Annotated in this window: 13 protein-coding genes; 10 read left to right on the top strand and 3 right to left on the bottom strand. The window is 68.2% G+C overall.

Annotated elements, in window-relative coordinates:
* Positions 1-176 precede the first annotated feature (176 nt).
* Genes ASD69_RS11740 through ASD69_RS11730 form a run of 3 tightly spaced genes read left to right on the top strand, consistent with a single transcriptional unit; the run spans position 177 to position 3,719 of the window.
* A complete protein-coding gene (locus ASD69_RS11740; RefSeq protein ID WP_056178022.1) occupies positions 177-1,481 on the top strand; it encodes a sugar MFS transporter in 1,305 nt (434 codons plus the stop codon).
* Entirely contained in the window at positions 1,481-2,476 is a 996-nt protein-coding gene (locus ASD69_RS11735; protein ID WP_056178019.1) for a carbohydrate kinase, read from the top strand. The genes ASD69_RS11740 and ASD69_RS11735 overlap by 1 nt, the downstream gene beginning before the upstream one ends.
* Positions 2,477-2,489: 13 nt before the next feature.
* Entirely contained in the window at positions 2,490-3,719 is a 1,230-nt protein-coding gene (locus tag ASD69_RS11730; RefSeq protein WP_056178017.1) for an AGE family epimerase/isomerase, read from the top strand.
* A 99-nt stretch (positions 3,720-3,818) separates the two neighbouring features.
* On the opposite strand, the gene ASD69_RS11725 is transcribed toward ASD69_RS11730, so the two are convergent.
* Positions 3,819-4,286: a hypothetical protein gene (locus ASD69_RS11725; RefSeq protein WP_056178014.1), complete on the bottom strand. Its 468-nt coding sequence runs from the start codon at positions 4,284-4,286 to the stop codon at positions 3,819-3,821.
* Positions 4,287-4,428: 142 nt separating this feature from the next.
* On the opposite strand from ASD69_RS11725, the gene ASD69_RS11720 reads away from it, so the two are divergent.
* The 3 genes from ASD69_RS11720 to ASD69_RS11715 all read left to right on the top strand — a co-directional run bounded on the left by ASD69_RS11720 (position 4,429) and on the right by ASD69_RS11715 (position 6,635).
* Entirely contained in the window at positions 4,429-4,800 is a 372-nt protein-coding gene (locus ASD69_RS11720) for a nuclear transport factor 2 family protein (RefSeq protein WP_056178011.1), read from the top strand.
* Positions 4,801-5,255: 455 nt separating this feature from the next.
* The gene (locus tag ASD69_RS21930) at positions 5,256-5,720 is read left to right on the top strand and encodes a hypothetical protein (protein WP_157489358.1); all 465 of its coding nucleotides are present in this window, start codon (positions 5,256-5,258) and stop codon (positions 5,718-5,720) included.
* A gap of 348 nt (positions 5,721-6,068) precedes the next feature.
* Positions 6,069-6,635, top strand: a complete 567-nt coding sequence (locus ASD69_RS11715) for a HEAT repeat domain-containing protein (protein WP_157499164.1) — start codon at positions 6,069-6,071, stop codon at positions 6,633-6,635.
* A gap of 63 nt (positions 6,636-6,698) precedes the next feature.
* On the opposite strand, the gene rpoD is transcribed toward ASD69_RS11715, so the two are convergent.
* A complete protein-coding gene (rpoD, locus tag ASD69_RS11710; protein ID WP_056178007.1) occupies positions 6,699-8,552 on the bottom strand; it encodes an RNA polymerase sigma factor RpoD in 1,854 nt (617 codons plus the stop codon).
* 72 nt (positions 8,553-8,624) lie between these two features.
* Positions 8,625-9,065, bottom strand: coding sequence for a D-aminoacyl-tRNA deacylase (gene dtd / locus ASD69_RS11705; protein ID WP_056179852.1), 441 nt, complete (start codon positions 9,063-9,065; stop codon positions 8,625-8,627).
* A 109-nt stretch (positions 9,066-9,174) separates the two neighbouring features.
* Between dtd and ASD69_RS11700 the strand changes: the two genes are divergently transcribed.
* From ASD69_RS11700 to ASD69_RS11685, 4 genes are all read left to right on the top strand, one after another.
* A complete protein-coding gene (locus ASD69_RS11700) occupies positions 9,175-10,092 on the top strand; it encodes a lauroyl acyltransferase (protein ID WP_056178005.1) in 918 nt (305 codons plus the stop codon).
* A 71-nt stretch (positions 10,093-10,163) separates the two neighbouring features.
* Positions 10,164-11,606 carry a tetratricopeptide repeat protein gene (locus ASD69_RS11695; RefSeq protein WP_157499163.1) on the top strand — a complete coding sequence of 481 codons (1,443 nt, stop codon included), beginning with the start codon at positions 10,164-10,166 and terminating at the stop codon, positions 11,604-11,606.
* Entirely contained in the window at positions 11,603-12,133 is a 531-nt protein-coding gene (locus tag ASD69_RS11690; RefSeq protein WP_082576440.1) for a PH domain-containing protein, read from the top strand. Before ASD69_RS11695 ends, ASD69_RS11690 begins: the two co-directional genes overlap by 4 nt.
* Positions 12,134-12,215: 82 nt before the next feature.
* Entirely contained in the window at positions 12,216-13,664 is a 1,449-nt protein-coding gene (locus ASD69_RS11685) for a PH domain-containing protein (protein WP_056179846.1), read from the top strand.
* Positions 13,665-13,859 lie beyond the last annotated feature (195 nt).

Below are 13,859 nucleotides of genomic sequence, written 5' to 3'. Positions count from 1 at the left end.
CGAACGGCTGCGGCCCATCGGCTGATCGGCACCTGCCAACGCACGCACATCCAAGCCGCACAAATCATGCCGAGTCCGCACGATTGCGATGCGATATCCGCGCGTACTATCGGGTGGATGCGTCCACCTATTCGCGCCGGCTACGACACCGCTTCCGCCCCGCGCGGAGGCAGCGCATGAACGATCGCACCTTGTCCTACCGCGCGGCCACCGCCGTCGTCAGCCTGATCTTTTTCACCTGGGGCGGGCTGACCAGCCTCAACGACGTGCTGATTCCGCATCTGAAGTCCGTCTTCGACATGAACTACGCGCGGTCGATGCTGATCCAGTCCAGCTTCTTCGGCGCCTACTTCCTGATGTCGCTGCCGGCGGGACGGGTGCTGGCCACGTTGGGTTATCAGCGCGCGATCGTGGTCGGCTTGCTGGTGGCCGCGGCCGGCGCGGCGATGTTCTTCCCGGCCGCGCGGCTGCCTTCCTATCCGCTGTTTCTGGGCGCGCTGTTCGTGTTGGCCAGCGGCATCACGCTGCTGCAGGTGGCGGCCAACCCCTACATCAGTCTGCTGGGCGACCCGGCCGGCGCGCCCAGCCGGCTCAACCTGGCGCAGGCGCTGAACTCGCTGGGTACCACCCTGTTTCCGTATCTGATCGGTCCGCTGATCCTGTCCGGCGCGGTGCTGGGCGCGACCGAACTGGCGGCGCTGTCGCCGGGCCAGTTGGCGGCCTACCGCGCCGACGAAGCCGCATCCGTGCAACTGCCTTACATGATCATCGCCGGCGGCCTGCTGGCGATGGCGGCGTTCGTGGCGCTGATGCGGATCCCGCCGCTGACCGAGGCCACCGAGCGCGCCGACGACGCGCGCCACAGCTACGGCGAGGTGTTGGGCCACCGCCACCTGCGCTGGGGCGTGTTGGCGATCTTCGTCTACGTCGGCGCCGAGGTTTCGATCGGCAGCTTCATGATCAACTACCTCAGCGAGCCCGGCATCGGCGGATTGGACGGCGACGCCGCCACCCGGCACCTGGCCTACTACTGGGGCGGCGCCATGGTCGGCCGCTTCATCGGCGCCGCGCTGCTGCGGCGTTACGACGCGCGCCGCCTGCTGGCGCTGGCCGCGGTGATCGCGATCGCCCTGCTGCTGGCGACCATGTCGCTGCACGGCAAGCCGGCGATGTGGGCGGTGCTCGCGATCGGCCTGTTCAACTCGGTGATGTTCCCGACCATCTTCACCATCGCCATCGAGCGGCTGGGGCCGATGACCAGCAAGGCGTCCAGTCTGCTGGTGATGGCCATCGTCGGCGGCGCGATCGTGCCCTGGCTGCAAGGCGCGCTGGCCGACCGCATCGGGCTGCAATCCTCCTACGCGATCCCGCTGCTGTGCTACGCCTTCGTCGTCTGGTACGGCTGGCGCGGCTCGCGCCTGGCGCCGTCGCTGCTGGGCGATGCGTCCGCATCGGCGCCGCCAGTCCGGGCGATGCACTGATGGCCCGCGATGCGCGCCAGGCCATCGTCTGCTTCGGCGAAGCGTTGATCGATTTCCTCGCGCGCCCGCCGCAGCGCCCGGGCGAGCCGCGCCACTTCGTCGAATACGCGGGCGGCGCGCCGGCCAACGTGGCCACCGCGATCGCGCGCCTGGGCGGGCAGGCGCGCTTCGTCGGCATGCTGGGCGAGGACATGTTCGGCGACTTCCTCTACGACCAGCTGCGCGACGTCGGCGTGGACGTGCGCTATACGGTGCGCACCGCCGGCGCCAAGACCGCGCTGGCGTTCGTGTCGCTGGACGGGCATGGCGAGCGCAGTTTCAGTTTCTACCGCCCGCCCGCGGCCGATCTGCTGTTCCGCGCCGAGCACTACCAGGCGCGTTGCTTCGAGGATGCGCTGGCCTTCCACGTCTGCTCCAACAGCCTGACCGAGGCCGGCATCGCCAACGCCACCCTGTCGGGCATGCAGCGCGCGCGCCAGGCCGGCGCGCTGGTCAGCATGGACCTCAACCTGCGCCCGGCGTTGTGGGCCGACGCCTTCGACCCGCTGCCGACGGTGTGGCGGGCCTTGCTGGAGGCGGACACGATCAAGCTCAGCCGCTCCGAGCTGGCGTTCCTGGCCGCACCGCTGGGCAGCGAGACCGCGGCCCTGCAACGCTTGTGGCACGGCTATGCGACCTGCGTGCTGGTCACCGACGGCGCCGCGCCGATCCGCTGGTACACGCGCACGCGCCAGGGCGAGCTGAGCACCTTCGAAGTGCTGCCGGCCGACACCACCGCCGCCGGCGACGCCTTCGTCGGCGGCTGGCTGCACCGGCTGGCGACGCTGGACGTGCAAGCCCCTGACTTTCCGGCCTTCCTCGAACGCCGCGAGCTGTTCGAAGATGCGCTGCGCTACGCCGCCGCGACCGGCGCGCTGGCGACCACGCGCCACGGCGCGTTCGCGGCGATGCCGCCGCGTTCGGAAGTGGAGCTATTGATGGAAGAGCAGCCGTGATGGAAGAACCGCTATGAGCCGCTACGACGCCCCCCTGCACGACGGCACGCCGCCGGATTTCCGCGACCCCGCGTTCCTGCGCGCGCACATCGCCGACACCATGGCGTTCTACCACCCGCGCGCGATCGACCCGGCCGGCGGTTTCTTCCACTACTTCCGCGACGACGGCAGCGTCTACGACCGCTCGCACCGGCACCTGGTCAGCAGCACGCGCTTCGTTTTCAATTACGCCATGGCCGCGCGCGAGTTCGACCTGGACGAATACCGCGAGGCCGCGCGCCACGGCCTGCGTTATCTGCGCCAGGCCCATCGCGACCCGGTCGGCGGCGGCTACGCCTGGACCCTGCGCGACGGCGTGCCCGAGGACCGCAGCAACCATGCCTACGGCGTCGCCTTCGTGATGCTGGCCTACGCCAGCGCGATCAAGGCCGGCATCGACGAGGCCGCGCCCTGGCTGGAGGAAACCTGGCAGCTGTTGGAGACCTGGTTCTGGGACGAGGACGCCGGGCTCTACCGCGACGAGGCCGATGCCGGCTGGCGCTTCAGCGACTACCGCGGCCAGAACGCCAACATGCACCTGTGCGAGGCCCTGATCGCGGCTTACGAGGCCAGCGGCGACGCGCGCTATTACTACCGCGCGCGCACCCTGGCCAGTCAGATCACGCGCCGGCAAGCGGCGCTGGCCGGCGGGCTGGTGTGGGAGCACTACGACCGCGACTGGAACATCGACTGGGATTACCACCGCGACGACCCCAAGCACCTGTTCCGGCCTTGGGGTTTCCAGCCCGGGCACCAGACCGAATGGGCCAAGCTGCTGTTGATCCTGGATCACCATGCGCAGGAGCGCGGCGCGCCGGTGGACTGGCTGCTGCCGACCGCGCAGCAGTTGTTCGACACCGCGGTCGCGCACGCCTGGGACGAGGCTTATGGCGGATTGAGCTACGGCTTCGACCCGGACGGCGCGGTCTGCGACGACGACAAATACTTCTGGGTGCAGGCCGAAACGCTGGCGGCGGCCGCGCGCCTGGCGCAGCGCACCGGCGATGCGCGCTATTGGGATTGGTACCAGCGCCTGTGGGCGTACAGCTGGGACCATTTCATCGATCATCAGCACGGCGCCTGGTTCCGCATCCTGGATCGCGAGAACCGCAAGTACAGCGACGAGAAGAGCCCGGCCGGCAAGACCGACTATCACACCATGGGCGCGTGCTACGACGCGTTGGAGTTGCTGCGGCCGCGTTGATTCGCGCGGACCGATCGGCCGTTCGCGTTCCGCGCGCCGCCGCCTTTCAAAGCCACCGGGTCGGCGGTCGGCTGCGCAGCGGCAGGCGCTGCCGCGCATTCAGCCCGGCAGCGAATCGGGCAGCAGCAGGGCCAGCACCACCATGACCGCGACCAGGCCCAGCAGCACGAGCAGGGCGATCCCGGCCGCGCGCCAGTTCGAGTGCATCGTCGCGCCCTGTGCTTCGTGAGCGCGGATCGTCGGCCCCTGCAGCAGGTGCGCCAGCGACAGCACGATCGCCAATTGCACGCACAGGAAGGCGATAGCGGGCACTTCTTCCGGCAGCACCATGGACAGCGCAATCAACGCCACGGTCCCGACAAAGGCCCCGATCAGCGCCATGCGCATCTGGCTGGGCCGGCCCAGCGCGCGGTAGTTGAGCGCCATCAGCAGACCGCCGGCGAAGACGCTGCCCAGGAAGGTGGCCAGGCCGATGCTGCGCAGGCTGTACAGGCGCGCCTTGGCATCGACCGCAAGCGCGTCGTGCACGGAGACGGTGGGCGGTTGGTACGGATTGTCGTGCGACATGCGCGGCTCTCGGCGGGTCAGAGCGCACGATGCCGCAGCCGCCTAGGCCCCGCAAGCCGGATGCGCCCGGGCGCTCACCCCTGACAACACGCTGTCAGCAGGCCGGGCGTAGTCTTTGGCTCCCACCCAAGGAGTTCCCCGCATGAATACCGAACAGATCGCGCAACGCCTGGTCGAGCTGTGCCGCAAGGGCGAATACGACCAGGCCCAGGTCGAGCTGTACGCCGAGGACGCCGTGAGCATCGAACCCGAGGGCCTGCCGCCGGAAGCGCTGGGCAATGCGCACGGGATGGAAGCGATCCGCGAGAAGGGCCGCAAGTTCAACGAGAGCATCGAGACCATGCACGGCAGCAGCTGCAGCGACCCGGTGGTCGCGGGCAACTGGTTCAGCGTGTCCATGCGCCTGGACGTGACCATGAAGGGCATGGGCCGCATCGACATGTCGGAGATCTGCGTCTACCGCGTGCGTGACGGCAAGATCGTGCACGAGCAGTTTTTCTACGACGTGGGTTGAGTCGGCAGCCCGAGCCTTCGGCGTCGTTTCGTTTTCGTGGTCGCGGCTTGCGCCGCTCCTACAGGGAGCAGCGGCGGTGCTGCTTTGGGGTAGGAGCGGCGTGAGCCGTGATGCGGTTCGGGACGAATCCGATGCACCCAGTGGTTGCTACGCCGATGCAGGCACAGCCGCCGCGCTTTGAGGCTGTGTCGGCGATCCGAGCTTTCGGCGTCGTTTCATTTACGCGGTCGCCGCTTACGCCGCGCCTACAGGGAGCAATAGCGCCGCTGCTTTTGGGCGGGGCGGCGCCTGGATTTTCTAAACTATTAATACATTAAAAATTCACTTTTTTTATTTGATTGGAATGCAATTCACCACCTAAATTCCGCAGCAACCTCATCCGCAAACATTGGCTTCACATCTCCTGCGTAGGCTCGCGTTGCCGACTAGGCGAAAGGAAGCAGGGGAGAAGGAACATGAACATGAAAATGATCTGCGCAAGCCTGTTGTTGTTGGCCGGTCTATCCGCATCCGGGGTCGCTGCCGCACAGACATGTCCCGGTAAGCTCGTTGCGATGAAGGTAATCCGCCAAGGTTATCCAGACGGCCCCAAGCTGGGCGAGCTTCAGCTTTATTGGGACGCCGCCTCGGGCAAGAACTGCGCGCGCACCATGCATTCCGCACGGACTTGGGGGAAATCGCACTGGACGCAGGCGATGATAAGCACCTGCACACGCAGCAACTTCGACCCCCGCTACGGAACCTGCGCTTCGGACTCACCGTTTAAGTTCGATAGCAAGGTTTACAAGTACCAGGCCGGTCCACTCAGCCTGCCGGGCAAGGGCCGTTGCGTAATGGTCCAGGGCGGCATAGACGCTGTTGCCAACAGGCCCGGCGGCGTCCACGCCTATAGCACTGGCATTTCCGGACACTGCCGCTAACATCCGGAAAGACCGTCCGCTCCATACGCGGAACAGCGCATCAGCGATACTCGCCACTCGATGGATAGATCTCTCGACGCGCCCATTCGCATCTCTGGGCTCCCGGTCCGCTGCGCCGCGGTCGCATTGATCGCGGCAGTAGCTTTCGCGTGCGGCTGGTTCGCTTCCGTCCGGTTCGCGGGACGGAACGGAGACGACGAGGTCCGCTCCGCTGTGGTGGCGAATGCTGCAGCCTCCGCGGCACACCCTCCGGCAGCGCATCCACTGTCTCAAGACCAGATTGCAAGCGGCGACGCTGCGCATGCGCAGCACGAGGGCCGAATCGGCGGCGTCCCGACCCACGACTACTTGAGCCGTGCCGCCCTGCTCGCGACGCTGAATTGCTCGGAAAGCGCGCGAAGAGCGGTATCGCAAAACTGTCTAGGAGAACTCGCCAGGTTCTCGCTCTCCGACCCGCAGATCCGCGACACGTTCCTTGCATACCTCGCGACAACGCGCGATCCCTCGCGCAGGGAAGAGGTCATCTCGGCGATGACACCAACCCCGCTCCCGACCGACCAGCTCGCGCCACTGCTCGCGCAGATCCAGTCGCTGCGCGAAGCCGACGATCCGCGCATCCGCGCCGCCGGCCTAGTGCATCTCGCGCAATGGGACCGCGGTGCGGCGATCGAGCGGCCACTGCGCGAAGGTCTGGACGACGCCGATCCGGAAGTGGTGCGTTCGGCGATCACCGCGGTGTCCCTGTCCAACGCGCGCACCGACGAGCTCAAGCAGACCTTGCTACTGCTGGCCAGCGACAGTCCAGCGGGGTCCGAACTGCGCGATGCCGCAGTCACCGCGCTGCGCGACTTCAGCCTCGACGCGCGCGAATTCGCGATCTATCAGAACGCCTCCGGCTCATCCCGCTCGCCCTGATCGCCGCACAAACGAAACAGGCCCCGCGAGCGGGGCCTGTTTCCACGCACTTCGCAGCCTCGATCAGTCGATATCGAGGAAGCTGCGCAGCTGTTCCGAGCGGCTCGGGTGACGCAGCTTGCGCAGCGCCTTGGCTTCGATCTGACGGATGCGCTCGCGGGTGACATCGAACTGCTTGCCGACTTCCTCGAGGGTGTGGTCGGTGTTCATGTCGATGCCGAAGCGCATGCGCAGCACCTTGGCCTCCCTCGGAGTCAGGCCGGCGAGCACGTCGCGGACCGTCTCGGAGAGGTTGATGTTGGTGGTGGCTTCGACCGGGGACTCCACGTTGGTGTCCTCGATGAAGTCGCCCAGGTGCGAGTCCTCGTCGTCGCCGATCGGAGTCTCCATCGAGATGGGCTCCTTGGCGATCTTCATGACCTTGCGGATCTTGTCCTCGGGCATGTCCATTTCTTTCGCCAGCTCTTCCGGCGTGGCCTCGCGGCCGTACTGCTGGAGCATCTGGCGCGAGATGCGGTTGAGCTTGTTGATCGTTTCGATCATGTGCACCGGGATACGGATGGTGCGGGCCTGATCGGCGATCGAACGGGTGATGGCCTGACGGATCCACCACGTGGCGTAGGTCGAGAACTTGAAGCCGCGACGGAACTCGAACTTGTCCACGGCCTTCATCAGGCCGATGTTGCCTTCCTGGATCAGGTCGAGGAACTGCAGGCCGCGGTTGGTGTACTTCTTGGCGATGGAGATCACCAGGCGCAGGTTGGCCTCGACCATCTCCTTCTTGGCCTTGCGCGCCTTGGCTTCGCCATAGGCCATCGCACGGCTGATTTCCTTGATGTCGGCCAGGGTCAGGAACGAGGCCTGTTCGATCGCGATCGTGGCTTCCTGCTCGGCGATGACCTGGTCCTTGACGTCGCGCAGACCCGACGACCACTTCTGCTTGCGCTTGAGCAGCTCGTCCACCCACTCCAGATTGGTCTGGTTGCCTTCCCAGGCGCGGATGAAGTCCTTACGCGGCATCTTGGCCACGCGCGTGGACAGGTCGAGGATCTTGCGTTCGTGGTCCTTGATCTTGCCGACCACGTCGCGCAGGTTGCGGACCAGCGAATCGGTCAGCGCCAGCGGCAGCTTGAGGGTGACGAACACCGCCGCCATGTCCTCGCGCGCCTTGAGCACGGTCTTGTGGCTGGGACCGTTCTTGGCGTACGCCTTCTGGAACTTGGCGTAGTTGTCCGCCATCGACTCCATGCGGTTGGCGACCTCGACCGGATCCGGACCGCTGACGGTCTCTTCGGCTTCCTCGTCGGCGGCGGCTTCGACTTCTTCGTCGTCGCCCACTTCGACCTCGGCCACCACCACCGGTGCCGGCGGCTCGGGCTCTTCGTCGAGGTGGTCGTTGAAGCCGACCACGATCTCGGCCAGGCGCTTCTTGCCGGCCTTGTGCAGCTCGTAGTCTTCCAGGATCAGCTGGATCGTCGCCGGGAACGAAGCGAGCGAGGCCTGGACCTGGTTGAGGCCCTCCTCGATGCGCTTGGCGATGGCGATTTCGCCTTCGCGGGTCAGCAGCTCGACCGTGCCCATCTCGCGCATGTACATGCGCACGGGGTCGGTGGTGCGGCCGCCTTCGCCGTCCAGCGCGGTCAGCGCGGCCGCGGCTTCTTCGGCCGCGGTGTCGTCGACTTCGCGGTTACCGGTGTTGCCGTCGGCAAGCAGCAAGGTTTCGGCGTCGGGCGCAACTTCGTGCACCTCGATGCCCATGCCGTTGATCATGCCGATGATGTCTTCGATCTGCTCGGCGTCGACCAGGTCGTCCGGCAGGTGATCGTTGACCTCGGCATAGGTCAGATAGCCCTGCTCCAAACCCTTGCTGATCAGGAGCTTGATATCGGACGGAGGGGGCTGTCGTTCGTTGGCCATGGGCTGCGCCACCCGCGCTTGTAGGTCTAGGGAACGTTCCAGTATAGCAGGCCGGGCCGGCTGGGGCCCGATCTAGGACCGGAGGAGGAAGGTGACCGGGCCATCGTTGACCAGGCTGATCACCATATGGGCACCGAAGCGCCCGGTTTCCACCCCCCCGGCGTGCGCGGCCCGGCAGGTCTGGACCAGCCGGTTGAATATCGGTTCAGCCAGCTCCGGGGCGGCCGCGGTGCTGAAGCCCGGGCGCATGCCGCTGCGGGTGTCGGCGGCCAGGGTGAACTGACTAACCAGCAGCAGGCCGCCGCCGGTGTCGGCCAGGCCGCGGTTCATGCGCCCGGCCTCGTCGGCGAAGACCCGGTAGCCGAGCAGGCGCTCGGCCATGCGCAAAACCTGTGCCTCGCCGTCGCCGGGCTCGACCCCGACCAGGGCCAGCAGGCCGGGGCCGATCGCCCCGACGGTCTCGCCGTCCACGGTCACGGCGGCTTGGGTCACGCGCTGGATCAGGCTGAGCACGGCGGCGAGGTCCTGCGGTTCGGCGACGGGCCGCACAGTGTCGCCCGGCCCGGCGCATCCGGCCAGCCTGCGCACCGGGCCGGGCGGCCGCGCCGGCTAGACTGACGCGATGACCCGCTTCGTCGCCCGCCTGCTCTATCTGCTCGCCTCCGCGCTCGCGCGCCTGCCCTGGTCCTGGCTGCTGAGCCTGGGCGACCTGGTCGCCGCCGCCTGGCGCTGGCGCGACGGCCGCGAAAGCCGGGTCACCCGGGTCAATCTGGAGCTGGCCTACCCCGAGCTGCTGCCGGCCCAGCGCGAGCAGTGGCACCGGGCGATCCTGCGCACCACCGGACGCCAGATCCTGGAGACCCTGCGCCTGTGGACCCGGCCGCACCAGGAGAACCTGACCCTGCTGCGCGAGACCCACGGCACCGAGCTGTTCGACGCAGCGATCGCGGCCGGGCGCGGGGTGATCGTGGCCGCGCCGCATTACGGCAACTGGGAGCTGCTGAACCAGTGGCTGGCCTCGCGCACGCCGCTGGCGATCCTGTACCGGCCGCCGGAGTCCAGGATCGGCGAAGCCTTCCTCAACCTGGTGCGCGCCGACGCCCCCGACCGGGTCACCCAGATCCGCGCCGAGGGCCCGGCGGTACGCCAGCTGTGGAAGCTGCTCAACGCCGGCGGCGTGACCGGCATCCTGCCCGACCAGCAGCCCAAGGCCGGCGACGGCGAGTTCGCGCCGTTCTTCGGCGTGCCCGCGCTGACCATGACCCTGCTCGGCCGCCTCGCTGGCCGCACCGGCGCGACGGTGCTGTTCGCCTATTGCGAACGCATCGACACCCACGACGGCGCGCCCGGCTTCGCGCTGCACATCGAACCCGCGCCCGCGGACATCGGCGACGAGGATCTGACGATCGCGACGACCGCGCTAAACGCCGCGGTCGAACGCATCGCGCGCCGCGATCCGGCTCAATACCAGTGGACCTACAAACGCTATACGCTGCGACCGCCGGGTTCGGGCGAGGAAAATCCGTACTGGAATCGCTGAGCGGACGACGCTGGCGGAGCACGGTCGCGCGACTCCATGGCGCGCGAACGAATCACTCAAGGGGATGATGGATGCGTTGTTGGATGTTGTGTTTCGCGCTGCTCGCCGCACCGGCGATGGCGGCCGACGATCTGGCCGAGATGAACGCCGTCAGCCAGGCCTGGGACCGCTACGCGCAGCTCAGCAGCCGCGACGATCCCGCCAGCGCCGCCCTGCTCGCGCCGTCCAGCCTGGACTACTACCTGTTCCTGCGCGACGCGGCGCGTGCGGCCTCCTCCGACCAGGTGCGGCGCATCCCGATCAGCGACCGCCTGATCGTGTACGCACTGCGCGCCAGCCGCAGCGACGCCCAGTTGGCCGAGCTTGACGGCACCGGCGTAGCCAAACTGTGCCAAAGCCGCGATTGGTGCGGCGTGGCGGCGCCGGAGGAGGGCGAGTCGCTGCCGGCGCTGAGCCACGTGACCCTGATCGGCAGCGATCGCGCGGTCGGCGAGTTCGGGCCGCCGACCGGCACCAATTTCCAGTTCGGCCCGGAACTCGTGCGTACCCAAGACGGCTGGAAGGTGGTGGCCGAATCGCTGGTCAACGACGAATCGGTCCAGATCGCGCGGCACGCGCAACAGACGGGCACGAGCGAAGCCGACCTGGTGCAGTTCGTCCTCGGCGAAATGCTCGGCGACGAGACCGAGACGCCGGCGGTCGCGAGCCTGGAGCAGCCGACGCGGGACGACGCCGCCCTGCGCGCCAGCCTCAACGATCGCTGGCCGACATACCTGGCGACCTACAAGACCCGCATGGCGGCTATTCAACGCAAGGCCGAGGACGGCGATCCGCTCGCGCAGGTCACGTTCGGCACGATGCTGTACACGGGCAAGCTCTCGGACTGGGTGCCCCAGGACAAAGTCCGCGGCATGACACTGCTGGTACAGGCCAGCGAGGGCGGAAACGTCGCCGCGGCCACCTTGGTCGCCGGTGAACTGATCGCGGGCGACGACCTGCCCAAGGGCCAGCCGATTCCGCCCGAGCGCCTGGCAAGGGCGCTGCCGCATCTGCGCCGTTCCGCCGAGGGCGGCCATGCGATGGCGATGTCCGAGCTCTCCCTGCTCTATTTCAACGGCGCTGCGGGCCTGAAGCGCGACTGCCGCCAGGCCGACGAATGGATCGCGCGCGCCGAAGACGCGGGCTACGAGGATGCGCGCAACAATCGCGTCTGGAACCTGGCCGTCTGCCCGATTCCGGAGCAACGCGACCCTGCGCGCGCATTGGCGCTGGCCCAGCGCATGATCGAGGAACAGGATCGTTTGGGCGCCGCCGAACTGGACACGCTGGCCGCCGTTTACGCCGCCAACGGCCGGTTCGACGAGGCGGTCGCGCTGCAGAAGCGCGCCCTGATCAAGTTCGAAGACCCGGCCGAAACGCAAACGCCCAAGCGCGCCCGCGAGCGCCTCAAGGCCTATAGCGCCCGTCGCGACTGGGTACAGGACTACAGCGTCTTCGAGACTCAACCGAAATGACCTCCGCATCGGAAGACAGCGCGCTCGACACCGCGCCTGACCTGACTCCGGCCGCCCAAGTCGAATGGCAGGCGCTGCCGGCGCGCGCGCGGCCGCTGTTCCTGCTGGATACTTCGATCTCGCTGGGCGTGCTGTTCGGCGTGGCCGGGGTGGTGTCGGGCACGCTGGGCCTGGGCATGGCCGCGGGCATCGCCGCCGGCGCCACCGGGGCCCTGCTCGGCATCGCCACCGGGATCTGGATCGGCACCAAGCAGTTCAATCATTGCTACTGGCGCCTGGACGAGCACGGCCTGGCGGTGCGGCGCGGCCGCTTGTGGCAGCGCGAGACGCGGGTGCCGATCACCCGCGTGCAGCACCTGGACATCAAGCACGGCCCCTGGCAGCGCCGGCGCAAGCTGGCGACGCTGGTGGTGCATACCGCCGGCACCCGCCACAGCTCGGTCAACGTGCCCCACCTGGACGCCGACGACGCGCAGCGCCTGCGCGATCGCCTGGGCCGGCAGATCGATCTCGATGACGACGCCTGATCCGATCGCGGACGAGCCCGCGGGCGAGCGTGCGCCACCGACCGCGGTCGAGGCCGCGAGCGCCGAACGCCGCCTGCACCCGATGTCGTGGCTGTTCGTACTGCTGGCGCAGCTGCGCCAGTTCGTGGTTCCGCTGATCGTGCTGCTGGTGCTCGGGCGCGGCGACCGCAACGAGCTGTGGTCGCTGATCGCGGTCGGCGTGCTGGTGGTGCTGTCGCTGTGGCAGTACTTCACCTATCGCTACGGCGCCACCGGCGACAGCCTGGTGGTGCGCAGCGGCCTGTTCGAACGCAGCCTGCGGGTGATCCCGTTCGCGCGCATCCACAACGTCGCGCTGCGCCAGTCGGCGCTGCACCGGGTATTCGGCGTGGCCGAGGTGCGCCTGGAATCGGCCGGCGGCAACAAGCCCGAAGCCGAGATGCGCGTGCTCAAGCTGTCCGACGCGCTGGCGCTGGAAGCGCTGGTGCGCCGGCGCGGCGCGGCCGCGGGCGCGGCCCTGGCCGCCGACGACAGCGCCGCGCCGCCGCTGCTGGCCATGTCCTTGGGCGAGGTGCTGCGCCTGGGCGTGGTCAACAACCGCGGCATGTTCGTGGTCGGCGCCGGCATCGCCGGCTTCATGCCCTACAGCCGCGATCTGCTGCCGGAAGGCATGGGCGGCCAGATCCGGCAACTGGTGCTGTCCCTGTTCGGCTGGACCAACGAGCATCACTTCGGTGCGCCGCAGTACCTGCTCGCGGCGCTGGTGCTGATGGGGCTGTTCGTCGGCCTGGTGCGGCTGCTGTCGATGGCGCTGGCGCTGCTGCAGTACTACGGTTTCCGCCTGAGTGAGCACGGGCGCCGCCTGACCGTCGAACGCGGCCTGCTGGCGCGCTGGCGCACCAGCGCGTCGCGCCGCCGGATCCAGGCCTGGACGCTGCGCGAAGGCCCCGTGCACCGTTTGTTGCGCCGGCGCACGCTGGAAATCGAAACCGCGGTCGGCAACGAGCAGGAGCAGGAGCGCGCCTTGCGCGAGCTCGCGCCGATCGCCACGCCGGCGGTCTGCGAATCGCTGATCGAGCATCTGCTGCCGAAGGCCGGATGGTCGCGCCTGGATTGGCGCTCGCTGCCGCTGGTGAGCTGGTGGCGGTTGTTCCTGTCCGGCATGCCCTGGCTGGCGGCAATCACCGCCTTGCTGTGCGTCCGCTTCGGCGCCTGGGGCCTGCTGGCGCTGCTGTGGCTGCCGTGGGCGGTGTTCAAGGCGCGCCAGCGCGCACGGCGCATGGGCTATGCGCTGGGCGCCGAAGTGGTGGCCGTGCGCGAGGGCTGGTGGAAGCGTTATTGGCGCTTCGCCGAGATCGACAAGCTGCAGGCGCTGCAGCTGGTCCGCAACCCGATCGACCGCCGCTGCGGCACCGCGACGCTATGGCTGGACACCGCCGGCGCCGGAGCCATGGCGCCGCCGTTGCGAATCCGCTTTCTGCCGGTGGCCGAGGCCGAGGCCTTGTATCGCGAGCTGTCGGCGACCCTGGCGGTGCGCAAGCTGCATTGGTAGGCGGAGGGCGGCGGCGCACGTGCGGTGCGGCGATGATGCGGTTCGCCTTTGGCTCACCGCATCCTACGAAGGCGGGACTCGCGGCGGGCTGTCTTACGCAGCCGCGCCGGCCGTAGGGTGCGGTGGTAACCGCACCGGCGCGGACTTGCGGGCCCTCGCGATGATGCGGTTCGCCTGCGGCTCACCGCATCCTAC

This window comes from Lysobacter sp. Root604 (assembly GCF_001427505.1).
Taxonomy (GTDB): domain Bacteria; phylum Pseudomonadota; class Gammaproteobacteria; order Xanthomonadales; family Xanthomonadaceae; genus Lysobacter.
Note: the sequence above shows the minus strand (reverse complement) of the source record. Positions and strands in the feature narration are given on the sequence as shown.